Annotated in this window: 35 protein-coding genes, 1 tRNA gene and 1 pseudogene; 29 read left to right on the forward strand and 8 right to left on the reverse strand. The window is 71.8% G+C overall.

What is annotated here, in order from left to right:
• The first annotated feature begins 70 nt into the window (after positions 1-70).
• Positions 71-244 (forward strand): CsbD family protein, encoded by a 174-nt coding sequence (locus tag AC1ROW_RS17830; RefSeq protein ID WP_369961383.1) that lies wholly within the window; start codon positions 71-73, stop codon positions 242-244.
• Positions 245-321: 77 nt separating this feature from the next.
• On the opposite strand, the gene AC1ROW_RS17835 is transcribed toward AC1ROW_RS17830, so the two are convergent.
• Complete coding sequence (locus AC1ROW_RS17835; protein ID WP_493020303.1) at positions 322-720, reverse strand: Rid family hydrolase; 399 nt, start codon at positions 718-720, stop codon at positions 322-324.
• Positions 721-894: 174 nt separating this feature from the next.
• Between AC1ROW_RS17835 and AC1ROW_RS17840 the strand changes: the two genes are divergently transcribed.
• The 3 genes from AC1ROW_RS17840 (at position 895) to AC1ROW_RS17850 (ending at position 2,002) form a co-directional block, all read left to right on the forward strand.
• Positions 895-1,074 (forward strand): hypothetical protein, encoded by a 180-nt coding sequence (locus AC1ROW_RS17840; protein WP_493020305.1) that lies wholly within the window; start codon positions 895-897, stop codon positions 1,072-1,074.
• A gap of 108 nt (positions 1,075-1,182) precedes the next feature.
• Positions 1,183-1,719 (forward strand): DUF6611 family protein, encoded by a 537-nt coding sequence (locus AC1ROW_RS17845; RefSeq protein WP_493020307.1) that lies wholly within the window; start codon positions 1,183-1,185, stop codon positions 1,717-1,719.
• Between the two features lie 10 nt (positions 1,720-1,729).
• Complete coding sequence (locus AC1ROW_RS17850; protein WP_493020309.1) at positions 1,730-2,002, forward strand: hypothetical protein; 273 nt, start codon at positions 1,730-1,732, stop codon at positions 2,000-2,002.
• A gap of 8 nt (positions 2,003-2,010) precedes the next feature.
• Here the strand turns inward: AC1ROW_RS17850 and AC1ROW_RS17855 are convergent, their stop codons facing one another.
• Both AC1ROW_RS17855 and AC1ROW_RS17860 read right to left on the reverse strand, forming a co-directional pair.
• Complete coding sequence (locus AC1ROW_RS17855; protein ID WP_493020311.1) at positions 2,011-2,955, reverse strand: NADP-dependent oxidoreductase; 945 nt, start codon at positions 2,953-2,955, stop codon at positions 2,011-2,013.
• A 77-nt stretch (positions 2,956-3,032) separates the two neighbouring features.
• A complete protein-coding gene (locus AC1ROW_RS17860; protein ID WP_493020313.1) occupies positions 3,033-3,983 on the reverse strand; it encodes a helix-turn-helix domain-containing protein in 951 nt (316 codons plus the stop codon).
• 86 nt (positions 3,984-4,069) lie between these two features.
• On the opposite strand from AC1ROW_RS17860, the gene AC1ROW_RS17865 reads away from it, so the two are divergent.
• From AC1ROW_RS17865 to AC1ROW_RS17885, 5 genes are all read left to right on the forward strand, one after another.
• The gene (locus AC1ROW_RS17865) at positions 4,070-4,291 is read left to right on the forward strand and encodes a hypothetical protein (RefSeq protein ID WP_493020315.1); all 222 of its coding nucleotides are present in this window, start codon (positions 4,070-4,072) and stop codon (positions 4,289-4,291) included.
• A 50-nt stretch (positions 4,292-4,341) separates the two neighbouring features.
• The gene (locus AC1ROW_RS17870) at positions 4,342-4,986 is read left to right on the forward strand and encodes an HAD-IA family hydrolase (RefSeq protein WP_493020317.1); all 645 of its coding nucleotides are present in this window, start codon (positions 4,342-4,344) and stop codon (positions 4,984-4,986) included.
• Between the two features lie 139 nt (positions 4,987-5,125).
• A complete protein-coding gene (locus tag AC1ROW_RS17875) occupies positions 5,126-5,491 on the forward strand; it encodes an ArsR/SmtB family transcription factor (RefSeq protein WP_493020319.1) in 366 nt (121 codons plus the stop codon).
• The gene (locus AC1ROW_RS17880) at positions 5,488-5,964 is read left to right on the forward strand and encodes an SRPBCC family protein (RefSeq protein WP_493020321.1); all 477 of its coding nucleotides are present in this window, start codon (positions 5,488-5,490) and stop codon (positions 5,962-5,964) included. Before AC1ROW_RS17875 ends, AC1ROW_RS17880 begins: the two co-directional genes overlap by 4 nt.
• Before the next feature lie 5 nt (positions 5,965-5,969).
• Positions 5,970-6,584: a dihydrofolate reductase family protein gene (locus AC1ROW_RS17885; RefSeq protein ID WP_493020323.1), complete on the forward strand. Its 615-nt coding sequence runs from the start codon at positions 5,970-5,972 to the stop codon at positions 6,582-6,584.
• Positions 6,585-6,817: 233 nt separating this feature from the next.
• Here the strand turns inward: AC1ROW_RS17885 and AC1ROW_RS17890 are convergent.
• Positions 6,818-6,890: transfer RNA gene (locus tag AC1ROW_RS17890), tRNA-Arg, on the reverse strand.
• Positions 6,891-6,960: 70 nt separating this feature from the next.
• Positions 6,961-7,740, reverse strand: a complete 780-nt coding sequence (locus AC1ROW_RS17895; RefSeq protein ID WP_493020325.1) for a dienelactone hydrolase family protein — start codon at positions 7,738-7,740, stop codon at positions 6,961-6,963.
• 171 nt (positions 7,741-7,911) lie between these two features.
• Between AC1ROW_RS17895 and AC1ROW_RS17900 the strand changes: the two genes are divergently transcribed.
• From AC1ROW_RS17900 to AC1ROW_RS17915, 4 genes are all read left to right on the forward strand, one after another.
• Entirely contained in the window at positions 7,912-8,205 is a 294-nt protein-coding gene (locus tag AC1ROW_RS17900; protein ID WP_493020327.1) for a GNAT family N-acetyltransferase, read from the forward strand.
• Positions 8,206-8,210: 5 nt separating this feature from the next.
• Complete coding sequence (locus AC1ROW_RS17905) at positions 8,211-9,218, forward strand: quinone oxidoreductase family protein (protein ID WP_493020329.1); 1,008 nt, start codon at positions 8,211-8,213, stop codon at positions 9,216-9,218.
• Positions 9,219-9,361: 143 nt separating this feature from the next.
• Positions 9,362-10,069, forward strand: coding sequence for an NYN domain-containing protein (locus tag AC1ROW_RS17910; RefSeq protein WP_493020331.1), 708 nt, complete (start codon positions 9,362-9,364; stop codon positions 10,067-10,069).
• A 331-nt stretch (positions 10,070-10,400) separates the two neighbouring features.
• A complete protein-coding gene (locus tag AC1ROW_RS17915) occupies positions 10,401-10,766 on the forward strand; it encodes a hypothetical protein (protein ID WP_493020333.1) in 366 nt (121 codons plus the stop codon).
• Positions 10,767-10,806: 40 nt separating this feature from the next.
• On the opposite strand, the gene AC1ROW_RS17920 is transcribed toward AC1ROW_RS17915, so the two are convergent.
• Complete coding sequence (locus AC1ROW_RS17920; protein WP_493020335.1) at positions 10,807-11,061, reverse strand: hypothetical protein; 255 nt, start codon at positions 11,059-11,061, stop codon at positions 10,807-10,809.
• An 82-nt stretch (positions 11,062-11,143) separates the two neighbouring features.
• Positions 11,144-11,359, reverse strand: a complete 216-nt coding sequence (locus AC1ROW_RS17925) for a LuxR C-terminal-related transcriptional regulator (protein WP_493020337.1) — start codon at positions 11,357-11,359, stop codon at positions 11,144-11,146.
• Positions 11,360-11,445: 86 nt separating this feature from the next.
• Between AC1ROW_RS17925 and AC1ROW_RS17930 the strand changes: the two genes are divergently transcribed.
• The 3 genes from AC1ROW_RS17930 to AC1ROW_RS17940 all read left to right on the forward strand — a co-directional run bounded on the left by AC1ROW_RS17930 (position 11,446) and on the right by AC1ROW_RS17940 (position 12,636).
• Positions 11,446-11,709, forward strand: coding sequence for a type II toxin-antitoxin system prevent-host-death family antitoxin (locus tag AC1ROW_RS17930; RefSeq protein WP_493020339.1), 264 nt, complete (start codon positions 11,446-11,448; stop codon positions 11,707-11,709).
• Positions 11,706-11,966, forward strand: a complete 261-nt coding sequence (locus AC1ROW_RS17935; protein ID WP_493020341.1) for a type II toxin-antitoxin system RelE family toxin — start codon at positions 11,706-11,708, stop codon at positions 11,964-11,966. Before AC1ROW_RS17930 ends, AC1ROW_RS17935 begins: the two co-directional genes overlap by 4 nt.
• 73 nt (positions 11,967-12,039) lie before the next feature.
• Positions 12,040-12,636 carry a dihydrofolate reductase family protein gene (locus AC1ROW_RS17940; protein WP_493020343.1) on the forward strand — a complete coding sequence of 199 codons (597 nt, stop codon included), beginning with the start codon at positions 12,040-12,042 and terminating at the stop codon, positions 12,634-12,636.
• Positions 12,637-12,699: 63 nt separating this feature from the next.
• On the opposite strand, the pseudogene AC1ROW_RS17945 reads toward AC1ROW_RS17940, so the two are convergent.
• A pseudogene (locus AC1ROW_RS17945) lies at positions 12,700-12,954 on the reverse strand (hypothetical protein); the annotation flags it as partial.
• Positions 12,955-13,016: 62 nt separating this feature from the next.
• Between AC1ROW_RS17945 and AC1ROW_RS17950 the strand changes: the two are divergent.
• From AC1ROW_RS17950 to AC1ROW_RS18010, 13 genes are all read left to right on the forward strand, one after another.
• On the forward strand, positions 13,017-13,775 hold the full coding sequence (locus tag AC1ROW_RS17950) for an IclR family transcriptional regulator (RefSeq protein WP_493020345.1): 759 nt from the start codon (positions 13,017-13,019) through the stop codon (positions 13,773-13,775).
• A gap of 115 nt (positions 13,776-13,890) precedes the next feature.
• Positions 13,891-15,066 (forward strand): 4-hydroxybenzoate 3-monooxygenase, encoded by a 1,176-nt coding sequence (locus tag AC1ROW_RS17955; protein ID WP_493020347.1) that lies wholly within the window; start codon positions 13,891-13,893, stop codon positions 15,064-15,066.
• Positions 15,067-15,074: 8 nt separating this feature from the next.
• Positions 15,075-15,854: a protocatechuate 3,4-dioxygenase subunit beta gene (pcaH, locus tag AC1ROW_RS17960; protein ID WP_493020349.1), complete on the forward strand. Its 780-nt coding sequence runs from the start codon at positions 15,075-15,077 to the stop codon at positions 15,852-15,854.
• Entirely contained in the window at positions 15,847-16,470 is a 624-nt protein-coding gene (gene pcaG / locus AC1ROW_RS17965; RefSeq protein ID WP_493020351.1) for a protocatechuate 3,4-dioxygenase subunit alpha, read from the forward strand. Before pcaH ends, pcaG begins: the two co-directional genes overlap by 8 nt.
• Positions 16,463-17,635, forward strand: a complete 1,173-nt coding sequence (locus AC1ROW_RS17970) for a lyase family protein (protein WP_493020353.1) — start codon at positions 16,463-16,465, stop codon at positions 17,633-17,635. Before pcaG ends, AC1ROW_RS17970 begins: the two co-directional genes overlap by 8 nt.
• Complete coding sequence (gene pcaDC, locus AC1ROW_RS17975; RefSeq protein WP_493020355.1) at positions 17,632-18,810, forward strand: bifunctional 3-oxoadipate enol-lactonase/4-carboxymuconolactone decarboxylase PcaDC; 1,179 nt, start codon at positions 17,632-17,634, stop codon at positions 18,808-18,810. The genes AC1ROW_RS17970 and pcaDC overlap by 4 nt, the downstream gene beginning before the upstream one ends.
• Positions 18,803-19,597 carry a CoA transferase subunit A gene (locus AC1ROW_RS17980; protein WP_493020357.1) on the forward strand — a complete coding sequence of 265 codons (795 nt, stop codon included), beginning with the start codon at positions 18,803-18,805 and terminating at the stop codon, positions 19,595-19,597. Before pcaDC ends, AC1ROW_RS17980 begins: the two co-directional genes overlap by 8 nt.
• A gap of 1 nt (position 19,598) precedes the next feature.
• Positions 19,599-20,267, forward strand: coding sequence for a CoA transferase subunit B (locus AC1ROW_RS17985; RefSeq protein ID WP_493020359.1), 669 nt, complete (start codon positions 19,599-19,601; stop codon positions 20,265-20,267).
• On the forward strand, positions 20,260-21,474 hold the full coding sequence (locus AC1ROW_RS17990; protein WP_493020361.1) for an acetyl-CoA C-acetyltransferase: 1,215 nt from the start codon (positions 20,260-20,262) through the stop codon (positions 21,472-21,474). The genes AC1ROW_RS17985 and AC1ROW_RS17990 overlap by 8 nt, the downstream gene beginning before the upstream one ends.
• 106 nt (positions 21,475-21,580) lie before the next feature.
• Positions 21,581-22,348 carry an ABC transporter ATP-binding protein gene (locus AC1ROW_RS17995; protein WP_493020363.1) on the forward strand — a complete coding sequence of 256 codons (768 nt, stop codon included), beginning with the start codon at positions 21,581-21,583 and terminating at the stop codon, positions 22,346-22,348.
• Complete coding sequence (locus AC1ROW_RS18000) at positions 22,330-23,901, forward strand: transporter (protein WP_493020365.1); 1,572 nt, start codon at positions 22,330-22,332, stop codon at positions 23,899-23,901. Before AC1ROW_RS17995 ends, AC1ROW_RS18000 begins: the two co-directional genes overlap by 19 nt.
• A gap of 60 nt (positions 23,902-23,961) precedes the next feature.
• Positions 23,962-24,519 (forward strand): dihydrofolate reductase family protein, encoded by a 558-nt coding sequence (locus tag AC1ROW_RS18005; protein WP_493020367.1) that lies wholly within the window; start codon positions 23,962-23,964, stop codon positions 24,517-24,519.
• Positions 24,520-24,731: 212 nt separating this feature from the next.
• Positions 24,732-26,462 (forward strand): ABC transporter ATP-binding protein, encoded by a 1,731-nt coding sequence (locus AC1ROW_RS18010; protein WP_493020369.1) that lies wholly within the window; start codon positions 24,732-24,734, stop codon positions 26,460-26,462.
• The last annotated feature ends 1 nt before the right edge of the window (position 26,463 follow it).

Genomic DNA, 26,463 nt, shown 5'->3' on the forward strand with positions numbered 1-26,463 from the left:
CCCGTGCACTCTGGACCGATCCCCGGCGGGGTGGGAACGTTTCCGGCGAACCTAGCGAAAGGGGACAACGATGGGACTCGACGACAAGATCGGCAACGCCGCGGAGAACGCGGGCGGCAAGGCCAAGGAGGCCACCGGCAAGGCGACCGGCGACGAGCGCCTCGAAGCCGAGGGCAAGGGCGACCAGGCCAAGGCGGACCTCAAGAACGCCGGCGAGAAGGTGAAGGACGCCTTCAAGCACTGACCCGTCCTGACGAAAGCCCCCGCCCCCGTCCACGTGGGCGGGGGCTTTCGCGTCACCGGCCTTTCGTGCCGAACGGCTCAGGACGGAAGCGCGGCGACCGCGCTGATCTCGATCAGCGCCCCCGGCACGCCGAGCCCAGCGACGCGCGACGCGGTCACGAGCGGCGGCGCTCCCTCGCGCGCGAGCCGGGGCGCGATTGCTCCGTAGGCCGCGCCGAGGTCGGCGGCGACGTCGATGACGACGAACCACTGCACCACGTCGTCGAGGGTGGCTCCCGCGGCCGCGAGTGCGACCGCCGCATTGTCGAGGGCGCGCGCCGCCTGAGGGCCGACCTCCGGCGACACCAGTGCGCCGGTCTCGTCGACGCCGTTCTGTCCGCCGAGATAGACCGTCGCCGACCCGGCCGGGACGACGGCCACGTGGCTGAAGGCAGCGCTGCGGACGAGTCCGTCCGGCTGGAAGAAGGAGACTGACATGGCCTCATCCTGCCAGCGACCGGCGACGCCAGCACAGACGCCAGAACAGGAGAGGCTGCGGCCGCGCCAGGAGGCGTCGGAGCGGTATTGCCGAGGTGAAATCCTGCGTGTCAGCTCAGGTCGCGCGGCGACGGCGCGCGGGACCCGCGGCAGGCGCACCCGATACTCGCATCCATGAACTCGCAGTCTCGTCGCGCCCTGTCCGATTCCGGGCCGACCGTGCCGCACGTCGAGCGCGCGACCAGTGTGGCGACCGGTCAGCCGATCCTGATCCGCTGCGAGTGCCCGCTGGCGAGGGACCACACGTACGCGGAGTGGCAGGAGAAGTTCGGCGGCAGTGCGACCGCCGAATGACCGCGTCGGGACCTGCGCCGTTTGCGAACCGTGTGGGTCCGCCCGCTGAGCGCATGGATTCCGTCAGGATGCACGCGACCGCGCCGCAAGCGGCGTAGACCGATATCCGTGACGACGATCGAGCGACCTCCCGCGCGCGGAAAGGCGAAGCGGTTCTTCGAAGGCGCCCACGCCTGGGGCTGGTTCGAGGAGACGTCCGCCCTGTACACCGCACGCACCGGCGTGAGCGCGCGCCGGCTGTTCGTCTACCCCCCGGGGACGACGTCCGCCGAGCGCCGCGCGATCATCTTCCGCCGGCGCTGGGCCGCCGTCGGCGGCCTGCTGGCGCTGATCCCCGCGCTCGTGCTCGCCCCGGCCCCGGCGGTCCTGGCGATCGGCGCGCTGGTGGGCGTCTACGTCGCAGGCTTCGTCGTGGCTGTGGTCGCGACGCGCCGGGTGTGGGGGGAGTGCCGGGTGATCCGCTGCTCCACGGTCGCGGTCGGCGAGCAGTACGAGACGTACGGCGACGAACGGCTGGTCACGGCCTCCCTCGCCGCGCTGCTCGCCCTGGAGCGCGCGCGGGACGAGGGCCGGATCGACGAGGTCGGCTTCGAGCTCGGCTGGAGCCGCGTGTACAACCTGGCGCACGCCCGTCACCCGGAGTAGCTTGCGCAGCATGGGCGACCGTGTGGAGCGCGCCCGGGCGCTGCGTCGCGTCGGGCTGGGAATGCTGTTCGCCGTCCTCGCCCTGATCTCCACGGTCGCGCTCACCGTGCTCATCCCGACCGAGGGAGAGAACCCGCGGGCGTGGGGGATCGTCGTGTGCGGCGTGGTGACCGTGGTGGTGTTCACCCAGCTGGCGCTGCGCAACTGGCGGTTGCTCAAGCACTACCGCGGGGACGACCTCCCGGTCGCGCACGCCGTGCATCGCCGGTTGCTGCACCACTGATCACGGCGTCACGGCAGCAGGATCACCTTCCCGCCGGGATGTCCGGCTTCGACCAGCCGCGCGGCGTCAGCGGCCTGCACCAGTGGGAAGGTGCGCGCGATGTCCACCTCGAGCCCGCCGTCGGCGAGGAGGTCGAGCGCGAGCGCGTAAGCCTCGTCGCGGAGGCGCAGCTCATCGGCGGTCATCGGAACGGGGTTCCCGCCTCCCCAGGCGCGGATGCCGAGCTCAGCCGCGCGCGGCCCGACGACGATCGTGCCGATCCGGGAGCGGTCCTCCACCAGCGCGAAGGACGTCTCCAATGCCTCGTCGGACCCGATCGCGTCGAGGATGAGGTCGTAGCCGCCCGGCGCGGCTGCGCGGAGCCGGTCCAGCAGCCCGTCGCCGTACGCCACGGGGGTCGCGCCGAGCTCGCTCAGCCGTCCGTGGTTCGCGGTCGACCCGGTCGCGACCACGGTCGCGCCCATCCGCCGGGCGAGCTGGATCGCCGCCCTCCCGACACTGCCGGAGCCGCCGTGGATCAGGAGGGTCGTCCCCGGCCCGACGCCGAGCGAGACCAGTGCCTGGTGGGCGGTCCCGACCGGGACGCCGATCGCCGCCGCCTGCTCCCAGCTCACCGGCGCGGGCTTGCGGACGAGGTGGGAGGCCGGTGCGACCAGGTGCGTCGTGTAGGCGCCGCGCGCGTTGCGGACGACCACCTCGTCGCCGGGCGCCCAGTCGTCCACGTCCGCCCCGACCGAGAGCACGACTCCCGCCGCGTCCGCTCCCGGGACCCGCGGCGCCGTGATCGGCGCGCTCGGGCGGCCGCCGCTGCGCAGTTTGCCGTCGATCGGGTTCACGCCAGCGGCGCGCACCTCCACCACCACGCCGTCGTCGGGGGCGACCGGATCCGGGACCGTCGCGACCTCGAGCACGTCGGGGTCGCCGAGGCGGTCGTACTGGATCTGCGTGGCCATGGGGGTCCTTCCGTCGGCGGGGGTCGTCCTTGGAGTCAACCACCGCGCCGGCGGATTGTTCCGCCTCAGCGCCGAGCTCAGCGCCGCGCGAACGCCGCCCGGTAGCGCGTGGGCGGAACGCCGACCTCCGAGTCGAAGTGGTGCCGCAGCAGTGTGGCGCTCGCGAACCCGCTGCGCCGGGCGACCTCCTCGATCGGCAGCTCGGTGGTCTCCAGCAGCAGCCGGGCGTGCAGGACGCGCTGGGTCGTGAGCCACTGCATCGGCGGCACCCCGGTCTCGGCGACGAAGCGGCGCGAGAAGCTCCTGGTCGACATGTGGGTGCGGGCGGCGAGCCCGGAGACGGTGTGGTTCTCGTCCAGGGTGCTGCTGAGGTGGTCGAGCAGTTCGCTGAAAGTGTCGTCCTCGCAGTCGGAGACCGGCCGCTCGATGTACTGCCGCTGGCCGCCGTCGCGCTGCGGCGGGACGACCATGTTGCGCGCGATCGTGTTGGCGACGGCGCTGCCCAGCTCCCGGCGCACCAGGTGGAGGCAGGCGTCGATGCCGGCGGACGTGCCGGCGCTGGTGATGATCGTGCCGTCGTCGATGAAGAGCACATCCGGGTTCACCCGCGCGAGCGGGAAGCGGCGCTGCAGGGCGTCGGCGTGGCGCCAGTGCGTCGTGACCTCCCGGCCGTCGAGCAGGCCCGCGGCGCCGAGCACGAACGCACCCGAGCAGACGCTGAGCAGGATGGCGCCGCGGGCGTGCGCGCGCCGGAGCCCGTCGAGCAGCTCCTCCGGGTACTGCTCGCGGATGGTGGCGGCGGGCACCGCGATGAGATCGGCGTCCTCCATCGCCTCCAGCCCGTAGGGCGCGATGAGCTGCACGCCGGTCTCGTTCCGGATGGGCTCGCCCGGTGTCGCCGAGCAGACCCGGAAGTCGAACGGCTCGATCCCCGCGTAGCTGCGGTCGAGCCCGAACACCTCGCAGATGACGCCGAACTCGAACATCGCGAACTCGTCGATGACGGGCACGGCCACACTCTTCAACATGGCTTCGAGTGTACTGGCCGTATCTTTGCGAAGATAGACCTGAAGCCATATGGTGGCCGAATATTTTCGGTCGTAACGTTGATGACATGGCAAATGGAACCTGGGCACAAGGAATCGAACACGGCTGGGTGGCCCGCCCGGTCCGCACCAATGGCGGCGAGCCGATCCCGCCGCGCCGCCGTCGCTTCGTGCTGAGCGACTGGCTCCCCGCGGCGGTCGCCGCACGCGGCGGCCGCGTCACCCGCGAGACCGAGCGCGGGCTCGCCGACCTGCGCGCCGCGCAGGACGCCCGGACCACGGGACGCTGATCCACGGCAGCCCGCGGCGTCCGGTCACGGGCGCCGCCTAGGCTGGCCCGATGGAGATCAGCGCATCCGGATTCCTCTTCGACATGGACGGCACGCTCGTCGACTCCCACGCGGTGGTCGAGGCCGTCTGGAGCGAGTTCGGCCGGCGCCACGACCTCGACCCCACCGAGATCCTCGCCTACGCGCACGGCAGGCAGGCGGCCGACACCGTCGCACACTTCCTGCCGGGCCTCCCCGCCGAGCGCCGGGCCGAGCTGGTCGCCGGGCTCGTCGCCGAGGAGGTCACGCGCACCGACGGCATCGTGGAGGTGCCGGGAGCGGCGGCGCTGCTGGCGGCGCTCGCCGCGGCCGGCGTCCCGGTCGCGATCGTCACCAGCGCGCCGCGCGAGCTCGCCGTCGCGCGACTGGAAGCGGCCGGCGTCTCGGTCCCATCTGTGCTGGTCACCGCTGAGGATGTGTCCCGCGGCAAGCCCGACCCGCAGGGCTACCTGCTCGCCGCTGAGCGGCTGGGCGTCGCGATCGATCGCTGCGTCGTGTTCGAGGACGCGGAGGCCGGCCTGGCCGCCGCCGTCGCGTCGGGCGGCCGGGTGGTCGTGGTGGGCGAACACGCGTCCCCGACGACGGAGGGGCTGGAGCGCCTCCGGGATTACCTGGGCGACGTGCCCGGGGTCGAGAGCGCGGCCCTGCGGCCCTGAGCCGACTGTGCCGTCCTGAGCCGTCCGTGCGCTCCTGAGCCGACCGTACCCTCTTGGGTCGATCGCGCAGGGGTTGACGGCTCGATCGTCCTGCTTTATGCTTATTCAACCGATTAATTGATAAACGGACGGATTGACAATGGCGGACGATCAGCTCGACCGGGCCTTCGCGGCCCTGTCCGACCCGGTGCGTCGCGCGATGGTGGCGCGGCTCAGCCGGGGGCCGGCGACGGTCAACGAGCTGGCAGAGCCGTTCGAGATCAGCCTGCAGGCGGTGTCCAAGCACATCGCCGTGCTCGAGTCCGCCGGGCTCGTGTGGCGCACTCGCGAGGCGCAGCGGCGCCCCGTGCACCTCGACGCCGCCGCGCTGGAGCGCGTGACCTCGTGGATCGATCGGTACCGCCTGGAGGCCGAGCAGCAGTACCGCAGACTCGATGCCCTGCTCGCAGCGCCCCCGGCATCCTCACCGGAACAGAGCACGCGAACCAAGGAGAAGGAATCATGACCAACCCGGTCGTCATCGATGCCGTGCCCGGCACCTCGTACGCCGACATCACGCGGGAGTTCGAGGCTCCCGTCGAAGCGGTCTTCCGCGCCCACGCCGACCCCGCCCTGTACGTGCAGTGGATCGGCCCCCGAAGCCTCGACAACACGATCACCCACTGGGACTTCCGCACCGGAGGGGGCTACGCCTTCGAGCAGAGGGACGCCGACGGCGCCGTCTACGGGTTCCGCGGCGTCATCCACACCGTGGTCGAGAACGAGCTCATCATCCAGACGTTCGAGTTCCTCGGCGCACCCGACCAGGTGAGCCTCGACCTCCTGCGCTTCGAGCCGCTCCCAGGCGGCCGCACCAGGCTCGCGGGCCACTCGGTGTTCCCCTCGAAGGAGGCGCTGGAGGCTATGATCGCCTCGGGCATGGAGTACGGGATGCGCGAGGGCTACGAGAAGCTGGACGAACTGCTGGCGAGGGGCTGATCGCGATGACCAGGGTCGTCGCCGACATCACCGTCTCGCTGGACGGTTTCGTCACGGGCCCCGACGCCGGCCCCGGCAACGGGCTCGGCACCGGGGGAGAGCCGCTGCACCGCTGGGTGTTCTCCGACGACCCCGACGACAAGCGCATCCTCGCCGCGGCGACGCAGCGCTCGGGCGCCGTGGTCATGGGTCGCAACCTCTTCGACGTCGTGGACGGCCCGGGCGGTTGGAGCGACGAGCTGGGCTACGGCGCCACCGAGGTGGGCAAGCCGTCGTTCGTCGTCGTGACGAGGTCGGCACCGTCTTCGGTGCGCCTGACCGGCCTGGATTGGACCTTCGTCACGACCGGCCTGGAGGACGCGGTCGCCGCGGCCCGCTCGCGCGCCGAAGCGGTCTCCGCGGAGCGCGGCGCCGACCTGGACGCGATCCTCATGGGCGGCGGCGCCCTCGTCGGCTCGGCGCTCGCCGCGGGCCTGGTCGACACGCTCGTGCTGCACCTGTCGCCGATCATCCTCGGCGCGGGCACACCGCTGTTCAAGGGGTCCCGGCCGCGCGAGCTCGTACAGCGGGAGGTCGTGGTCACCACGACGGCGACGCACCTGACGTACGAGCTGGGGTGACTTTTCGCCTGCTCGTTTGAGCAGAACGCGTTGCGGTGCGCACATCATCATCGCGACGTGGCAAGCTCTCTCCTAGTGAGGCGGGCCGCGACTGGCGACAACGGCCGGCGGCCCGCCGACTTATCTTCCGCACGCTTCGAGTCGCAACGACGTTCGGAGAAGCCAACGAAAAAGCCCCGGCTCTCCGCCGGGGCTTCCTCATACTGTCTCAACCAGTCTTGTGTTTCACACTGTGCGCCACGAGGGATTCGAACCCCCAACCTTCTGATCCGTAGTCAGATGCTCTATCCGTTGAGCTAGTGGCGCATGACCCAGCCGCGTTCTCCGCGCGGGCCTGTTAGAGCTTACATGACCGTCTCGCAGACCGCCAATCAGCTCAGGCGAACACCTCGTCAAGGAAGCACACCAGCGCCCGCCAGCTGCGCGCGTCGGCAAGCGGACGGTAGCGGTCGCCGCCCGGGATGGTGAAGGCGTGCGGCGCTCCCGAGTACGTCGTGAGCTGCCAGTCCACGTGCGGCGCGGCGCGCAGCTCGTCCTGGAACGCGGCGACCGCCGTGTCCGGCACGACCGGGTCCGCGCCGCCGTTGAGCACCAGCAGGGAGGCCGCGATCGCCGCCGCGTCGGACGGGTCGTGGGCGATCAGGCCGCCGTGGAAGGACACCACACCACGGACCGGCGCTCCGGTGCGGGCGAATTCGAGGGCGGCCGTCCCGCCGAAGCAGTAGCCGATGACCGCGAGCCGGGCCGGGTCGACGGCGGGGTGCTGCTGCAGCCAGCTGAACCCGGCGGCGACGCGGGAGCGCAGCAGCGGGAGGTCCCGGTAGTACTGTCCCGCGACTGCCGACGCCTCCTCGCCGCTGGGCCGCACGTCGGCGCCGTAGAGGTCCGCGGCGAACGCGACGTAGCCGCGGCGGGCCAGCATCTGCGCGCGCATCCGCACGTTGTCGCCGACGCCGTGCCAGTCGTGGAGGATCAGCACCGCCGGGCGGCGGTCGTCCGCCTGGACGTCCCTGGCGAGGTAGCCCTCCAGGGGGAGTCCCTCGTGCTCGTAGGCGATGACCTCGGCGTCGATGACGGAGTGCTCGCCGATCGGGACCTGCTCGAGCAGGGCCTGGTGGGCAGGGGACAGGGCGGGCGACGGTGTGTCGATCGTCACGGGTGCGGCTCCAGCTTCGGGTGCGCGACGCGGGCGACGGTCGTCGCACGCGGCCTGGCCTGCTGTGGCTGCATCGCGGAGTGCGCGCGGGCCCGAACGGTGCGGGTCGGGTCCCACGTCGTTCACGATACCTCGCCTGACGGGGCGGCGCGACGGACGTACCATGGGCGCATGGCCACGGAGTTCAGCAACGAGACCGATGCGAACCGGTACGCGATGCGGGTCGACGGCGAGCTCGTCGGCGTCCTCGACTACAGCGTCCTCGGTTCGTCGATCTCGCTCACGCGAGCGTTCACGGTCCCCGCTCAGCGCGGCAAGGGCTACGCGGCCGACCTGGTCGCCTACGCGGTCGACGACATCGAGCGCACCTCCGACCGGAAGGTCGTGCCGATGTGCTGGTACGTGGCCGAATGGTTCGACCGGCACCCCGAGCGTGCCGGGCTGCTGCAGCGCCGCGCCGGCTGACGGCGATGGCAGGCCAGGCGGAGCACACGCTGGAACGCACGGCGGCGCGCGTGGTCCGCTTCGGCGACCCGTCCGCGGTCGCGCTCGCCCACGAGACGCTGCGGCCGCCGCGCGGCAACGAGGTGCTGGTGCGCGTCACGCATGCGGCTCTCGGGTCGACGGACGTGCTGGCCCGGCGCGGCGGCTACGTGCTCCAGCCGGCCCCCGGCTTCATCCCCGGCTACGACTTCGTCGGCGTGCTGGAGACGGAGTCCGCGGTGTCCGTGGCGCTCGGCCTCCGCACCGGCGCGCGCGTCGCCGGCGTGCTCGCGCGGATGGGCGCGCACACGACCCGCCTCGTCGTGTCGCCCACCGCTCTGGTCGCCGTCCCGGACGCGCTGACCTCGGAGGCGGCCGCCGTCCTCCCGCTCAACGGTGTGACCGCCGCCCTGGCCCTCCGTTACGCGGGCCCGGCTCATACCGTCCTCATCCAGGGGATCACCGGCGCCGTCGGATCGCTCGCCGCCCAGCTAGCGCTGCGCGAGGGACGCACCGTGCTCGGCACCGGCACCACGCCGCCGCCGGGCCTCTCCGCCGCGGACGTCACCCTCATCGACTATCGCGACCCCGGCTGGCCGGCGGTGGTCCGGGAGCGGACCGGGGGCGGAGCGGAGGCTGCGATCGACCACACCGGGTCGCCGCAGGTCCGCGAGGCGGTCGCTCCCTCCGGAGTCGTCGTCCGCACGGCGTTCGCCGGGCGCGCGGGGCACGAGCGGGACGACGCTGTGCGCGGGACGGCGGCGGCCCTCGCCCGGCGGTACGGACACCCGCGCGAGGTGGTCTGCTCGGTGCCGTTCTGGGTGCTGCGGAAACGGGCGCAGTACCGGCTGATGCTGAAAGGCCTGCTCGCGGACGCGGCGGAGGGACGACTCACGGTGTTCGAGCCGGAGGTGATCCCGTTCGAGGCGGTGTGGGCGGCGCACCGGGCGGCGGATGCGCGGGCGGTGGGGAGGACGGTTGTGCTGGGGATGTGAGGGGGGTCGCCCCGGCGTGAAAAGGCGGCAACGTCGACCGGGGCTTGCCGCCTCTCAGGTTCGTGTGGTTAAGTAGGGGGCAATCCACCCCGTCTTGACGCCTCGCGCTTCACGGCGGGGCTTTTTCTATCCGGGGGCGGCCGATGACCAGCAAGCGCGTTGTCGTTTTCTTTGACTGGCAGAACGTGTATATGCGGGCTCGCGAAGCTTTTCATGACCCGATCAGAGACGCCCCCAGCAAGGGCCAGGTCGATCCGATTGACCTCGCGCACGTGTTGTGTAGCAAGCATGCGGCTCGCTTTCCTGACGACACGTTCGAGCTCGCAGAGATTCGTATCTACCGTGGCCGCCCGACGCAGCAAGCTCAGCCGGGCGCGTACGCGGCGTTTCAGCGCCAGACCGCGCGGTGGAAAGCGAACGCGAAGGTGCGTGCACATTTCAACGACCTGCGCTACCCCGAAGACTGGGGCGAACCGACTTGCACGGATGCAGCGCGCGAAAAGGGAATCGATGTCGCGCTCGCCGTGGACCTGGTGACGATGGCGCACGATAACGCCTACGACGTTGCAATAGTCATGTCAGCCGACTACGACCTTGTGCCTGCGATCAAGCACGTCTATGTCCGGCGTATGACCAAAGGCGCTGGGCCGCTGGTGGAGGTTGCGGCATGGGAGAGTGCCCAGGGCGGTAAGCCGCTCCGGATCCGCCTGCCTGAATACAGACTTTGGTGCACATGGTTGAAGCAAGCGGACTATTGGGGTGTTCAGGACGATCGTGACTACACGGTCGCGACGCCCGCCCAGCCCGCGAGGACCCCCGGCCCGCGGCCGGGAGCCTGGCTGTCACATTAGAGGTACTACAAGCAGTGGTCGGTGTCCGATTCATCGCGTCGCCGCTGCGCATTGGCCGGTCACGCATTGGCCGGTCACGGCGAGCGCAGTGGCGTTTTCGGCACCCCCCGGCCGTATGGGAGCGGATCTCCCCACTCCCACACGACATTCGGGTAAGACCCGGCGCGTAGCGAGACGCCCCCTGTACTGCGTGCGCTGCGCCGGTGACCCCTCCAGGGTAACCGCAGAGTAGACCGTACAGTGGACCCTGTTTCGGCGCGGCGTACCCTGCCGTGCGAGCGGACATCCAGGGGCTGCCCCGCGGCGCGGCCCGCTGGCTATCATGTGCGCCATGAGCAGCAAGAGCCGGCAGGCGCCGCACCAGGAGGAGACGCTGCACCTCGGTGCTCACCGGGGGATGTGGGGGGCGTTCGCCGGGCTGATCACGGCCGTCCTGATCGCCTACCCGCTGTCGGCGAGCGTCGCCTTCGCCACGCATCCGGCGACGCAGAAGCTGTTCGGGGAGCGATTGGCGTCCGCCTCGCAGGCCGGCTTCCAGGCGTTCTGGTGGATCATTGCGCTCGGCTGCCTGGCGTTGCCGTTCCTCGTCGGGTTCGGGATCGCGCGGATGTCGGGGCGCACCCTCGTCGTCATCGGCGGCGTGGTCGTCGTGTTCCTCATCCTGGTGCTCGTGATGGGTCAGTTGTTCCTGTTCTGAGTCGGGGCGGGTAGGGCCGGGGCGGCCCGCGGCGCGACGCTCAGGTGTCGACCTCGCCCAGGTCCTCGGCGTTGAGATCGTCCGGTGAGCCCATCACGGCCGGCACGCACTCGGAGAACGCGTAGCGCAGCAGTACCGGCCACTCGCTGGCGTCGACCAGGTCGAAGACGTCGACCACCGCCGCGCCCCCGATGTGGGAGGGCACGCGCAGTTCGAACGGCGGTTCGCTCGTGCGCTCGAACTCGATCTCGTACGCGACGTCGCCGCGCTCGAGGACGGCAAGCACGATGTCCATGCCTTCTGTCCTACTCGTTTCGGCGCGACGGCAGAACCCCTTCATCCCAGCTGTCTGCAATCAGCGGATGTCGACGCACCGGTCACAGGTCGAGCAGCCCTCGCCGGAATCCCTCCGCCACCGCCGCGGCGCGGTCACCGACGCCGAGCTTCGCGTAGATGCTGAGGAGATGCGTCTTCACCGTCGCTTCGCTGAGGTGGAGCCGCTCACCGGCCACGCGGTTGGTCGCGCCGTCGGCGACCAGCGCCAGTACCTCCAGCCGTGCCGCCGGATCGACCGAACGGCTGGATGCGGTCAACGAACGGTTGGACGCGAGAGAGGTACAAAAGGTACACAATGCATATAATTGCGATTAAGTACGCACAAATGGGTTACCATGTCCCCATGGCTCTCCTCGACGCTTCGATCAGTGCGCGCGACCTCCGTCAGGATCTCGCGGCTGCCGTCGGCCGCGCCGAGTTCGGTCACGAGCGGCTGGGGATCACCCGGCACGGCAAGCTCGCCGCCGTCATGATCAGCGTCGAAGACCTCGAACTGCTCGAGCAGCTCGAACTGGAGCGCGACCGGCGCGAGTTGCGCGCCGCCAAGCGCGCCGACACCGGCGAGCGCATCTCGCTCAGCGACCTCCGGGCCGAGTTCGACGGGTGACATACACCGTCGAGTTCACCGCGGCCTCGGCCCGGGAGCTCCGAAAGCTCGACCCCACGGCACGGAACCGCGTACTCACGGCGGTCGCGCGACTCGAGACCGACCCGCGACCCGGTGGGGCGCGCAGGCTCGTCGGGTTCACCGACGCCTGGCGACTGCGGGTCGGCGACTATCGCGTCCTCTACGAGGTCGTCGACGACACGGTCCTGGTGACCGTCTTCCGCATCGGCCATCGCCGCAACGTCTACGCGCACTGAGCTCCCCTGTTGCATCCGCCCTCCCTGGGGTGTAGACGGGGTACGACACCCCCACCGACAAGGAGGAGCAGGCATGTCTTCGATCGTGGTCCAGTCGTTCGTCACCCTCGACGGTGTCGTCCAAGGGCCGGGCGGCCCGGAGGAGGACGCGGAGGGGGGTTTCCAGCACGGTGGCTGGCAGTTCGACTACGACGACGACGGCACCGTCGCGGAGTGGGAGAAGAACACGGAGGCGCTCCTGCTCGGCCGCCGGACCTACGAGATCTTCGCGGGCTCGTGGGGCGTCTGGCCGGAGGACGCCGAGGGATTCCAGGGCGAGCTCACCCGGCGGTACAACCGCATCCCCAAGTATGTCGCCTCGCGCACGCTCACCGAGGTCGGCTGGATGAACTCCTACCTGCTCGGCCCCGACGTGCCGGGCGCCGTGGAGCGGCTGCGCGGCGAGCCGGGCGGCGAGATCCGGGTGTGGGGGAGCACGGAACTGATCCGCACTCTGGCCGAGCACGACCAGATCGACGAGTACCGGCTGCTGGTGCACCCGCTCGTACTCGGCGTCGGCAAGAAGCTGTTCGGCGACGGCTTCCCGTACACACGCTTCGCGCTGGTGGAGTCGCGCTCGACGGCCTCCGGCGTCGTGATCAACCGCTATCGTCGGGCGGGGGACAGCTGAGTTCGCGCCCTCCCGAGCCAGGTCGTCGAGGTCGAAGCCGGACTGGGTGAGCAGGAGGCGCGTGCCGTCGCCCTCCGGGATCAGCTCCCAGGTGACGACCGTCTCGCGCGCCGTGCGCGCGCTGGCCCACGACATCCGCGGCCGCCAGCCGGGGTCGACCTCCAGCACCTCGCAGTCCACCAGACCAGAGAACCCGGTCGGCGTCATCGGTTGCGTCGTGAAGGCGAACAGGGTGCCGACGGTGCTGCCCGCGTGAGCGACCGAGAGCCAGCGGGCGCCGCCGTGGGTCGCGTCGGCGCGCACCTCGAAGCCGAGCACGTCGCGATAGAAGCCAGGGAGCGCCTGCGACCCGTCCGCTGCGGCGGTCCTAAGCTGACCGCATGGCCGGTGGAGCGCAGGACGACCGCAGCGTTGCGGAACGCGTCTTCGCGATCGCCGACGCCTTCGAGCGCGGTGACGAGCTGACCCTCAGCGAGATCGCCCGCCGCGCGGGCCTGCCGGTCTCGACCACGCACCGGCTCCTGGCGGAGTGGGTGGCCTGGGGCGGTCTGGTCCGCGGGGAGGACGGCCGCTACCGCGTGGGCCTCAAGCTCTGGCGACTGGGTGTCCGGCAGCCGACCGCCCGCCGGCTGCGGGCGGCCGCGCGGCCGTACCTCGACGACCTCCTGGAGTCCACGGGCGAACACGTGCACCTGGCCGTGCGTGACGGGCTGGGCGCGGTCTACCTGGAGCGGCTGTCCGGTCCCGGCGCCGTGCGCGTCATCAGCGATGTCGGATCGCGGCTTCCGCTGCACGCGACCGGCGTCGGTCTCGTGCTGCTCGCCTATGCGCCGGAGGGCACGCTCGCCCAGGTGCTCGCGAACAACCCGCGCAAGTTCCAGCCCAACACGCTCACCGGCGAGAAGGAGCTGCGGGCGAGATTGGCCGGCATCCGCGCGACCGGGGTCTCCCACTCGGTCGAGGAGCTCACCCAGGGCGCCTTCTCGGTCGCCGCGCCGGTGCGGGACGCCACCGGGGAGGTGGTGGCCGCGGTGTCGATCATCGCCCACGCCGAGCGGGAGGCCGAGCCGCAGTTCACGCTCGGCGTCCGGATGGCCGCGCGCGGCATCTCCGGGGTCCTCGGGCTCGACTACGAGTAGCCGCCGCGGGTGATCCTCGGGAGGAATTCCTTCCGCTCAGTGGAAAGCTCGGCCGGGCGCCCGTCGGCTTCGCCCAGGATGGGACGACCTTCCCACCGACGCGAAAGGCGGAACAATGCGCACCCAGGTCGCCATCATCGGGGCCGGGCCCGCGGGACTCCTGCTCGGGCACATCCTCCGACGAGCGGGTGTCGATTTCGTCATCCTCGAACAGAAGAGCCGGGAGTACGTGCTCGGCCGGGTGCGCGCGGGCGTCCTGGAGCAGGGCTCCGTCGACGTGCTGCGTGACCTCGGCCTCGACGCCGACCTCGCCGCACGCGGTCTGACGCACCACGGCATCTACCTGCAGTACGAGGGGGAGCGCCACCACCTCGACTTCGTCGACCTCGTCGGCCGCACGGTGACCGTGTACGGCCAGCAGGCGCTCGTGCGGCACCTGCTCGCCGAGCACGACCGCGTAGGCTCCGACGTCCGGTTCGAGACGGAGGGCGTCGCGCCGCACGACATCGACACGGACGCGCCGTACGTCACGATCGGCGGGACCGGCGGCGACGCCGAGCGCATCGACTGCGACATCGTGGTCGGCGCCGACGGCTACCACGGCGTCTGCCGCCCGGCGATTCCAGGCATCCAGGCGCTCGAGCGCAGCTACCCGTACGCGTGGCTCGGCATCCTCGCCGACGTCGCGCCCTCCACCGACGACCTCATCTACGCCCTGCACCCGGACGGCTTCGCGATGCACTCGATGCGCTCGCCGGAGGTCTCGCGGCTCTACCTCCAGGTGGACCCAGGCGAGTCGGTCGACGACTGGTCCGACGGGCGGATCTGGGAGGCGCTGCAGACCCGCCTCGGCGTGGCCGGCTGGACGCTGAACGAAGGCACGATCACCGAGAAGTCGATCACGCCGATGCGCAGCTTCGTGGCCTCCACCCTGGAGCACGGCCGCCTGTTCCTGGCCGGCGACGCCGGTCACATCGTCCCGCCGACCGGCGCGAAGGGCCTCAACTCGGCGATCGCGGACGTGGCCCTGCTCGGCCGCTCGCTCGTCGCGCACTTCGGCGGCGACGACGCCCTCCTGAAGCGCTACAGCAGCGCCGCCCTCGCCCGGCAGTGGAAGGTGCAGCAGTTCTCGCAGTGGATGACGGAGATGCTGCACGTCCACCGCGAGGTCCCCGACGAGGCGGCCCGCGCCTTCCGTTACCGCAGCCAGCTGGGCCAGCTGGAGTACACCACCGGATCGCGTCACGCGCAGGCGGCTCTCGCCGAGCAGTACGCGGGCCTCCCCTTCTGAGGTATGAGATGAGCGCTGACGACACGACAGAGCCGACGCAGGACCGGATCACCGCGGAGATCGCGGCCGCGCACGCCGCGGCGGCGGCCGCGGGTCCCCTTCCCGTGCACCCGCTGCGGGATTTCGGGCCGTACCGCAGTTCGCGGCTGCGGCACCCGACGCACGAGCTCGTGCGAGCCGACCCCGAGGAGATCGAGCTCGTCTCGCCGGCGTTCGGGCACACCGACGTCGCGGCCGAGGAGAGCGACCTCACCATCCAGCACGCCGGCGAGCCGCTCGGCGAGCGCATCATCGTGACCGGCCGCGTGCTCGACGGCGAGGGCCGGCCGGTGCGCAACCAGCTCGTGGAGGTCTGGCAGGCGAACTCGTCCGGCCGCTACGTGCACAAACGCGACCAGCATCCCGCGCCACTGGACCCCAACTTCACCGGGGTGGGCCGCGCGATCACGGGTGACGACGGCTCCTACCGGTTCGTCACCATCAAGCCGGGCCCGTACCCGTGGCGCAACCACCGCAACGCCTGGCGGCCGGCGCACATCCACTTCTCGTTGTTCGGGTCGGCGTTCACGCAGCGGCTCGTGACGCAGATGTACTTCCCGAGCGACCCGCTGTTCGCGCTCGACCCGATCTACCAGTCGATCGCCGACCCGGCCGCGCGTCAGCGGCTGATCGCCACGTACGATCACGAGGTGAGCGAGCCGGAGTGGGCGCTCGGTTACCGGTGGGACATCGTCCTGACCGGCGGCAAAGCGACCTGGATGGAGCCGGAGGAGGGCGAGCATGCCTGAGACGACCGATCGAACCGAGACGACCGATCGAACCGAGACGACCGTTCGAACCGAGACGACCGATCGAACCCAGTACCTGCAAACCCCGTCGCAGACGGTCGGGCCGTTCTTCGGCTACGCGCTGCCCTACGAGGGCGGACCGGAGGTCGCGGCGCCGTGGCAGGACGGCACGATCCGCCTGCACGGCACCGTCTTCGACGGCGGCGGCGAGCCCGTGCCCGACGCGATCCTCGAGGTCTGGGGCGCCGACGCCGACGGCGCGCCGATCTCCCGGCAGGGCAGCCTCCAGCGCGACGGCTACACCGTCACCGGCTTCGGGCGCGCCGCCGTCGACCGCGCCGGGCACTACTCCTTCACGACGGTCCGCCCCGGCGCACCCGCGCCGGGTCGTGCCCCGTACCTGCTGGTGACCGTGTTCGCGCGCGGCCTCCTGCACCACCTCTTCACGCGCGCCTACCTCGAAGACGGCGACCCGTTCCTGGCATCGGTGCCGGACGAGCGGCGGGGCACGCTGCTCGCCACCCCGGACGGCGAGGACAGCTACCGCTTCGACATCCGCCTCCAGGGCGACGGCGAGACCGTCTTCCTCGACTTCGTGGGGGACGGGCGTGGCTGAACCCTTCGACTGGGGTCTCCTCGAGCCGGCCGGTGCAGTGGGTGTTCCGGCCGCCGACGATCATGTGCTGGCCGCCATGGTCGCGGTCGAGGAGGCCCTGGTCCGAGCCTGGGACGAGCTCGACGGCTCGGCTGACGAGGCCGGGCACCAAACGTTGTCCTTCGCCGTCGCCGCGATCGACCGGGCACGGTTGATCGCCGGCGCGCGGGAGGCCGGGGTGCCGGTCATCGCGCTCGTCGAGCAGTTGCGCGAGCAGGCCGGCCCGCACGCGGGACGGGTGCACCGCGGTGCGACCAGTCAGGACATCGTGGACTCGGCGCTCGTGCTGGTGTCCCGGGAGTCGCTGTCGCGCGCGCGGGACGCCCTGGCGGTCGCGGCAGCGGGGCTCGCGGACCGTGCGATCCGCTCGCGTGCGACGCCGCTGCTCGCTCGCACCCTGACGCAGCAGGCGGAGCCGACGACGCTGGGCGCCGCACTGGCCTCCTGGCTGGACGCCGCGGTGTCGGCGCTGGAGGTGCTCGACCGGCTCGACTACCCCGTCCAGCTGGGCGGCGCCGTGGGAACAGGGGCGGCGTTCGCGCGCCTCGCGGGTCGCGCGGACGCGCCGCAGGTCCTCCGCGCCGCACTCGCCGGCCGCCTGGGGCTCAGCGACCCCGGACGGGCCTGGCACACCGACCGGGGCCCGGTCCTGGCGATCGCGGACGCAGCGGCGCGAGTCGCCGCCGTCGCCGGACGGATAGGCCGCGACCTCGGACTCGCGGCGCGCGACGGAGTGCTCCTGCCCGCCACCGGCGGCGGCTCGTCCGCGATGCCGCACAAGCAGAACCCGGTGGACGCCGTCCTGCTCACGGCGAACGGACTCCGCGCCCCCGGCCTCGTGGCCACCGTTCACTCCGCTGCGCTCAGCTCGGACGCCCGGCCCGCGGGGGAGTGGCACGCCGAATGGCAGGCCTGGCGCGGGCTGCTGCGCATCGCGGTCGAGAACGCGGAGGTACTCGCGCACGCGGTCGCCGACCTGGTGGTGGCCGACGGCGCCGTGGGCGCCGCGGAGTCGTCCGCCCGTGCGGCCGACGCCGCCGACCTGGGCACCGCGGGCGCCGTCGTGGACGCCGCCGTCGCGCGCTACCACGCCCATGCCCGACCCGATCGAGAGGCGGACTCATGACCATCCCGCGACTGCGCGGCTCGATGACCGCGGCCTCGCCGTCCGCCGCCGCCCCGCGCCTCCTGGTGCTGCTGCCCTCCCTCGGGACGACGGCGGAGCTGTGGGACGGCGTCGTGGTACGGCTGGCCGCGGCCCCGGACTCCCCGCGGATCCTGCGCGTCGACCTGCCCGGTCACGGCGCGTCGCCTGCCGCACGCGAGCCCTTCACCATCGCCGAGCTCGCCGCCGCGGTCCTGGCGCTCGTGGACGAGGTCGGCGGCGGTGCGTTCGACGTCGCCGGTGACTCGCTCGGCGGGGCGGTCGCCCTGGAGGTGGCTCTCGCCGCCCCGGACCGCGTCCGCGGCCTGGCGATGTTCTGCTCCGGCGCGCGCATCGGGACGGCGGAGGGCTGGGCCGATCGCGCGGCGCAGGTCCGCGCCTCCGGCACGGCGTCCGTGGTGGCCGGCAGCGCGCAGCGCTGGTTCGCGCCCGGGTACCTGGCCGCGCATCCCGACGGGCCGGGCGGCCACGCGCTGAAGACGCTGCTGGACGTGGACGACGAGTCGTACGCGCTGTGCTGCGAGGCGCTGGGCGGGTTCGACCGGCGGGGGGACCTCGCCGGCGTGAGCGTGCCGGCGCTCCTCGTCGCCGGCGCGCACGACCAGGTGACCACCTCCGCGCTGATGGCTGCGGACGCCGCTGCCCTCCCCGACGCGCGATTCGTGGAGCTGGCCCACGCCGGCCACCTCGTCCCACTCGAAGACCCGGCCGAGACCGCCGCCTTGCTGACGGCGCTGCTCGTGGGACGCGATGCCGACGCCGCTGCGGCCTTCGAGCGCGGCATGGCCGTCCGCCGGGCGGTGCTGGGCGACGCCCATGTCGACCGCGCCACCGCGGCGATCACCCCGGAGACCGCGGACTTCCAGGAGTTCATCACCCGCTACGCGTGGGGCGAGGTCTGGGCCCGGCCGCAGCTGACGCGGCCCGAGCGTTCGATCGCGACCCTCGCCAGCCTGTTGACCGGCGGCCATGAGAACGAACTGCGCATGCATGTGCGCGCCGCCCTGCGCAACGGCCTGACCCGCACGCAGATCGCGGAGGTCATCCACCACACCGCGCTGTACGCCGGGCTGCCAGCGGCGAACGGCGCACTGGCGATCATGCGCGAAGTCTTCACGGAGGAAAAAAATGGATAAGACGTACGCGTCGGCGGCGGAAGCGGTCGCCGACATCCCGGACGGCGCCTCGCTCGCTGTCGGCGGCTTCGGCCTGTCCGGCGTGCCGATCGTGACGATCCGGGCGCTGCTGGCGCGCGGCGTCGGCGGCCTGGAGGTCGTGTCCAACAACTGCGGCGTCGACGGTTGGGGACTGGGCGAGCTGCTGGCCGTCGGCCGCATCCGCCGCGTGATCGCGAGCTACATCGGTGAGAACAAGGAGTTCGCCCGCCAGTATCTGGGCGGCGAGGTGGAGGTCGAGCTGACCCCGCAGGGCACGCTCGCCGAGCGGCTTCGCGCCGGCGGCGTCGGCATCCCGGCCTTCTACACGGCCACCGGCGCCGGCACGGCCGTCTCGGACGGCGGCATGCCGATCCGGTACGCGGCCGACGGATCGGTGGCCGAAGAGAGCGCGCCGAAGGAGTTGCGCCCGTTCGACGTGTTCGGCCGCAGCCGGGAGTACGTGCTGGAGACCGCGATCCGCACCGACTTCGGGCTGGTGCGCGCCGCGGTCGGCGACCGGCACGGCAACCTGCGCTTCGAGAAGTCGACCCGGAACTTCAACCCGCTGGCGGGGATGGCCGGCCGGATCACCATCGCCGAGGTGGACGAGCTGGTCGAGCCGGGTGTGCTCGGCCCCGACGACATCCACCTGCCCGGCATCTACGTGGATCGGGTGATCGCGCTGACCCCCGAACAGTCCGCCGACCTCCCGATCGAGAAGGTCACCGTTCGCGCCCGACCCACCAGCGCCCCGGAAGGGAACTGACATGCCCCGCAGCCGCGACGAGATGGCCGCCCGCGCCGCCCTCGAACTGGAGGACGGCTCCTACGTGAACCTGGGCATCGGCCTCCCGACGCTCATCCCCAACCACCTGCCCGACGGGGTGCACGTCGTGCTGCATTCCGAGAACGGCATATTGGGCGTCGGCCCATACCCCTGGGAGGGCGAGCAGGACCCGAAGCTGATCAATGCGGGTAAGGAGACGGTGACCGTCCTGCCCGGCGCGAGCTACTTCGACTCGGCGGCCAGCTTCGGGATGATCCGCGGCGGCCGCATCGCCACCGCCGTCCTCGGCGCCATGCAGGTGTCGGCCTCCGGCGACATCGCCAACTGGGCCGTGCCCGGCAAGATGGTCAAGGGGATGGGCGGGGCGATGGACCTCGTCAACGGCGCCGAGCGCGTCATCGTGGTCATGGAGCACGTCGCCAAGGACGGCTCCGCCAAGCTGGTCGAGCAGTGCACCCTGCCGCTGACCGGGCGCGGCTGTGTGGACCGGATCATCACCGACCTCGCCGTGATCGACGTCACCGACGACGGCCTGGTGCTCCGCGAGGTGGCGCCGGGCGTCACCGTCGACGACGTGGTGGCCGCGACGGGCGCCCCGCTGAGCATTCCGGCGGGCGTGACCGCAGGGACGGAGAGCGCGCATGCCTGAGCTGCGCGAGGTCGTCGTCTGCTCGCCGCTGCGCACGCCGGTCGGCCGGATGGGCGGCGCGCTCGCCCCGGTCTCCGCGCTGTCGCTCGCCGAGACCGTGCTGCGCGCCCTCCTCGACCGCACCGAGCTCGACCCCGCCGCGGTGGAGGGCGTGATCGGCTCGCAGGGCTATCCCACGATGGAGGCTCCCGCCTTCGGCCGGGTCGCCGCCCTCAACGCGGGCTTCCCGGTCACGACGACGGGCTACCAGCTCGACCGGCGTTGCGGCTCCGGCCTCCAGGCCGTCATCAACGCGGCGATGGAGGTCCAGACCGGGGCGAGCGACGTGCTGGTCGCGCTCGGCGCCGAGTCGATGTCGAACGCCCCCCTCTATACGGAGCAGGGTCGGCGCGGCCTGCCGCCCGGCGGTCTGATGCTGCACGACGCCCTCGCGCGCGGCCGCGAGACGGTGGGCGGGCGCAACTTCCCGAGGCCGGAGGGCAACGTCGGCTCGGCCGAGACGCTGCGCCGTGAGTTCGGCATCCCGCGTGAAGCGCAGGATGAACTCGCGCTCCGCTCCCACCAGCGCGCGGTCGCCGCGCAGCAGTCCGGCGCATTCGACGCCGAGCTGGTGCCCGTGACCGTGCCGAGCCGCACGGGCGATGTCGTGGTGGAGCGCGACGAGCACCCCCGCGCCGACACGACGCTGGAGGCGCTGGCCGGCCTCCGCCCGATCCTGGGCCGCCGCGACCCCGAGGCCACCGTCACCGCCGGCAACTCCAGCGGTCAGAACGACGCCGCCGCCGCCGCGATCGTCACGACGCCGGAGCGCGCCGCCGCGCTGGGGCTCACGCCCGTGCTGCGGCTGCGGTCGTGGGCGGTCGCGGGCAACGACCCTGCGGTGTTCGGCGTCGCGCCTGTCCCCGCGGCGAACCGGGCGCTGGAACGCGCCGGCGTCACCTGGGGCGACATCGATGTGATCGAGCTCAACGAGGCGTTCGCCGTGCAGGTGCTCGCCTGTCTGGCCGACTGGGGCATCGACGCCGAGGACCCTCGGCTCAACCCGCGCGGCAGCGGCATCTCCATCGGGCACCCCATCGGCGCCACGGGCCTGCGGATGCTGGCGACGCTCGCCCACGAGCTTCCGGCCCTCGACGGCACCCTCGCGGTCGAGACCATGTGCATCGGCGGAGGCCAGGCCCTCGCGGCCGTCTTCGAGCGCGTCTGAGTCCGGCTCCGCGCCGCCCCTCGACGGGGGCGGTGCGAGCGGATGCCGCGACGCGTAGGGTGATCTGGGCTGCGTCATCTGACGACGACAGCCCGGGGGAGGTGCGATGACGCAGGACGATGCGGTCGCGGTGGCGATCCGCGGTCTGCACAAGCGGTTCGGGGCGAAGGCGGCGGTCGACGGGATCGACCTCGACGTGCCCTCGGGGAGCTTCTACGGGCTGGTCGGCCCGAACGGCGCGGGCAAGACGACCACGCTCAACATGGTCACCGGCCTGCTGCGGCCCGACGCCGGCCAGGTGCTCATCCACGGCATCGATATGTGGCGCGACCCGCTCGCGGGCAAAGCGCTCGTGGGCGTGCTCTCCGACGGCGTCCGGCTGTTCGACCGGCTCACCGGCGAGCAGCTCGTCGAGTACGCGGGCCTCCTGAGCGGCATGGACCGGCCGACCGCGATCGAGCGCACCCACGACCTCCTGAACCTGCTCGACCTGGCGTCCGCCGGCGGCACCCTCGTGGTCGACTACTCGGCCGGTATGACGAAGAAGATCGCGCTGGCGGCCGCGATGGTGCACGCGCCGCGCGTGCTCGTGCTGGACGAGCCGTTCGAGTCGGTGGACCCGGTCTCCGCGGCCAACATCCGCGACATCCTGCACGGCTACGTCCGGGGCGGCGGAACCGTCATCGTCTCGTCGCACGTCATGGACCTGGTCGAGCGGATGTGCGACCACGTCGCCGTGATCACCGACGGCCACGTCGTCGCGGCCGGCACCGTGGACGAGGTGCGCGCGGGATCCACGCTGGAGGACCGGTTCGTGGAGCTGGTCGGCGGCCGCCGGGTGGGGGAGGGGCCGGAGTGGTTGCGACACTCGTAAGGCTGCGCCTGCTCGTCCTCCGCAACTCGTTCCGCCGCAGCACCTCGCAGCTCGTCGCCGTCATCCTCGGCGGGGTGTACGCGCTCGGCGCGCTGGTCGTCGTCATCGGCGGCCTCGTCCTGCTGGGCTTCGCGCCCACCGAGGTGACGCGCACGGTCGCGGTCATCGGGGGATCGGCCGCCGTACTCGGCTGGGCGGTCTTCCCGCTGCTGCTGTCCGGGATCGAGCAGACCCTCGACCCCGCCAAGCTCGCCGTCTACCCGATCCCGTTGCGCCCGCTCATGCTCGGGATGCTGCTGAGCGCGACCGTCGGGGTCGCGGGAGCGGCGACGACACTCGCGTCGCTGGCGACCTCGCTGAGCTGGATGCGGCTCCCGGGCGTCGCGGTGGTCGCCCTGCTGACGGGCGCGCTCGGCGCCGCGACCTGCGTCGTGGTCTCGCGGGCCGTCACCTCGGTGTCGAGCGGGCTGTCCGGCGGCCGGCGCTTCCGGGAGGCCAGCGGGCTGCTCATCCTCATCCCGCTGATCCTCGCCGGTCCGATCGTCATCGGGATCACCCGCGGCCTCCGCTCGTCGGCCGACGCGCTGCCCGCCGTCGCCGACGGGCTGTCCTGGTCGCCGCTCGGGGCCGTCTGGGCGGTCCCGTCGCAACTCGCCCTCGGCGACCCGCTCGGCGCGCTGGCGCGCTTCCTGATCGCGGTGGCCACCTTCGTCGTGCTGTGGCTCGTGTGGCGCTGGGGGCTCGCCCGGTCGCTGACGACCCCGGCGCGCGGATCGTCGCGGGTGAGGGCGCAGGGGAAGCTGGGCTGGTTCGGCATCCTGCCCGGCACGCCGTCCGGCGCGATCGCCGCGCGCTGCCTGACCTACTGGTTCCGGGACCCGCGCTACCTCCGGCAGCTCCTCGTGATCCCGCTCATGCCGGTGCTGTTCTGGTTCTACTCGAGCCTCAACCACTCGTCGCTACTGCCGCTGATCGGGGCGCCGGTCGTGGCGTTCTCGCTCGGCATCGGGATGATCGCCGACGTCTCCTACGACTCGACAGCCTTCGCCCTGCACGTCGCGAAGGCGGTGCCGGGCCGCGCGGACCGGTGGGGCCGAGCGGCGGCGCTGCTCTCCTTCGCCGTCCCGGCGATCGTGCTCATCGCGCTCTTCGGGGCGGCCGTCGGCGACGCGTGGGACATCCTCCCGGGGCTGATCGGGCTCTCGCTCGGGATCCTCCTCACCGGGGCCGCGGTGTGCGCGGTGACCTCGGCCCGGTTCGTGTTCCCCGTCCCCGAGCCGGGAGACAACCCGTTCCGGTCGCGGCCGGGCGCCAACATCTCGCTGCTCGGCCCGACCTTCGCCGCCTGGGGCGTGATCGCGGTGCTGTGCCTACCGGAGATCGTCCTGTTCATCGCCGGCGTGGTGACCGGCGACGCGCTCTGGCTCTGGGCGGCGCTCGCCGTCGGGGTGGTGCTGGGCGGCGTCCTGGTGGGCGTCGGCGTGCGGATCGGCGGCAGCATCCTCGACGCCCGGGCGCCGGAGCTGCTGCTCCAGCTGCGGAAGGACGCCTGAGCGGGGACGGTCTCGACCGGCCGGTGGCGACGGCCTGAGGCCGCCCCCTAAGCTGGCCGCATGGGCAGCATCGCAGTGCACGAGTTCGTCTCCCTCGACGGCGTCTTCGAGGACCCGAGCTGGACGGCCGAGTACGGCTTCGATCCCGAGATGGGCGACGACCTCGCGCGCATCACGGGAGCGTCCGAGCGGATCCTGCTGGGGCGCCGCACGTTCGAGATGTTCGCCCCGGCCTGGTCGGCGCGCACGACCGCCGACGACCCCGGAGCGGGTTTCTTCAACGACACCGAGAAGCTCGTCGTCAGTTCGACGCTGGACGACGCGGGAGCGGAGTCCACCTGGGCCAACTCGCGGTCGCTCGGCGGCTATGACGCGGGCCGGATCCGGGAGGTCAAGGAGAGCGTGAGCGGCGGCCTCTACATCAGCGGCAGCGGCTCGCTGGTGCGCGCCCTGATCGCGGACGGGCTGGTCGACGCGCTCCACCTCTTCGTCTATCCGGTCATCCGCGGCACGGGTGCGCGGCTCTTCCCGGAAGGCACACCGGAGGCGAAGCTGCGGCTGCGCCAGTACGACGCCTACGCCAACGGTGTCCTCCACCTCCTCTACTCGCCGGCCTGATCTCCACAGATCTCGAATGCGGTCACATACCGACCGCAGTGCCGGATAGCGTCATATCCGACGGTGGACCTCGTCTCCCCAGGGAGACGGATGTCGACGGTCCGCGCTAGCGTTAGCGCTGTACGGGGGTCATCGCACAGTGCCGTGCCGGCGGGGGCCGGCGGCAGCGTGCGCCCGTCACAACACCACCAGAATCAGAACCAGGAATCACCGTGACTCTTCTTCGTTTGGCGCTGCGGTTCATCCGCCCGTACTGGGGCGCGGTCGCGGCCGTGGTCCTGCTGCAGCTCATCGCGACCATCGCCGCCCTGTACCTGCCCACGCTCAACGCCGACATCATCGACAAAGGCGTGGTCAAAGGCGACACGAACTTCATCTGGTCGACCGGCGGCATGATGCTCGTCGTCTGCTTCGTCCAGGTCGCCGCGGCCATCGCGGCGACCTACTTCGGAGCGCGCGCCTCGATGTCGCTGGGGCGCGACGTGCGCCGCTCCTTCTACCGCACGGTCGACTCGCTCCCGGCGCTCGACCTCGCCCGCTGGGGGATGCCGACCCTCATCACGCGCAACACCAACGACGTCCAGCAGGTGCAGATGCTCGTGCTGATGACGCTCAACTTCATGGTGTCGACGCCCATCATGTGCATCGCGGGGATCATCCTCGCCGTGCGCGTCGACGCCGGGCTGTCCTGGCTGATCTGGGTGTCGGTCGCCGTGCTGTTCGTCGTCGTCGGCCTCCTGGTCTGGCTGCTGCTGCCGATGTTCCGCGTGATGCAGGACCGCATCGACGGCGTCAACGGCGTCATCCGCGAGCAGATCGTCGGCATCCGGGTCATCCGCGCGTTCGTCCGCGAGAAGTTCGAGACGGCGCGCTACGACGACGCGAACGCGGCGCTCACCCGCATCTCGGTGAAGGTCGGGAACGTCTTCGTGCTGATGTTCCCGCTCATCATGCTCATCCTGAACGTCGCGACGGTCGCGGTGCTCTGGTTCGGCGGTCACCGGGTCGCCGACGGCGACATCCAGATCGGCGCGCTGACCGCGTTCCTGCAGTACCTGCTGCAGATCCTGGTCGCGGTGATGATGGGCGTGTTCATGGCCATGATGATCCCGCGCGCGATGGTCTGCGCCGAGCGTATCGACGAGGTGCTGAGCGCGGCGCCGTCCACCGGCGCAGGCACGGGTGCGGGCCCCGTCCCCAGCGACGGTCGGGTGGAGGTCGCCGGAGTCACGTTCGGCTACCCCGGCGCCGAGAAGCCGGTGCTGAGCGACGTCTCCTTCACCGCGGAGCCCGGACGGGTGACCGCGATCGTCGGCTCGACCGGGTCGGGCAAGTCGACCCTGGTCTCCGTCATCGCCGACCTGTTCACCCCGCAGAGCGGTCACGTGAGCATCGGCGGCGTCCCCGTCGACTCGCTGAGCCGGGAGCAGCTCTCCGGCGTGCTCGGACTGGTGCCGCAGAAGCCGTACCTCTTCTCCGGTACGGTCGCGAGCAACCTCCGGTTCGGGCGGCCGGACGCGACGGACGACGAGCTCTGGGAGGCCCTGCGGGTCGCCCAGGCCGAGGACTTCGTGCGTGCCAAGGAGCACGGCCTCGAGGAGCGCATCGCCCAAGGCGGCACCAACGTCTCCGGCGGCCAGCGCCAGCGGCTCTGCATCGCCCGCGCGCTGGTGGCGGAGCCGAAGGTCCTGCTCTTCGACGACTCGTTCTCGGCGCTCGACGTCGCCACCGACGCCCGCCTGCGGAGCGCTCTGGCGCAGTCCACGGGCGACGCCACCGTCATCGTGGTCGCGCAGCGCGTGTCCACGATCCGGGAGGCCGACCAGATCATCGTGCTCGACGACGGCAGAGTCGTCGGACGCGGCACCCACGACGAGTTGCTGGAGACGAGCGAGACGTACCGCGAGATCGTCGAGTCCCAGCTGAGCCTGGAGGTGGCCTGAG

The sequence above is a fragment of the Leifsonia sp. GW821-FHT13C09 genome, from assembly GCF_058806435.1.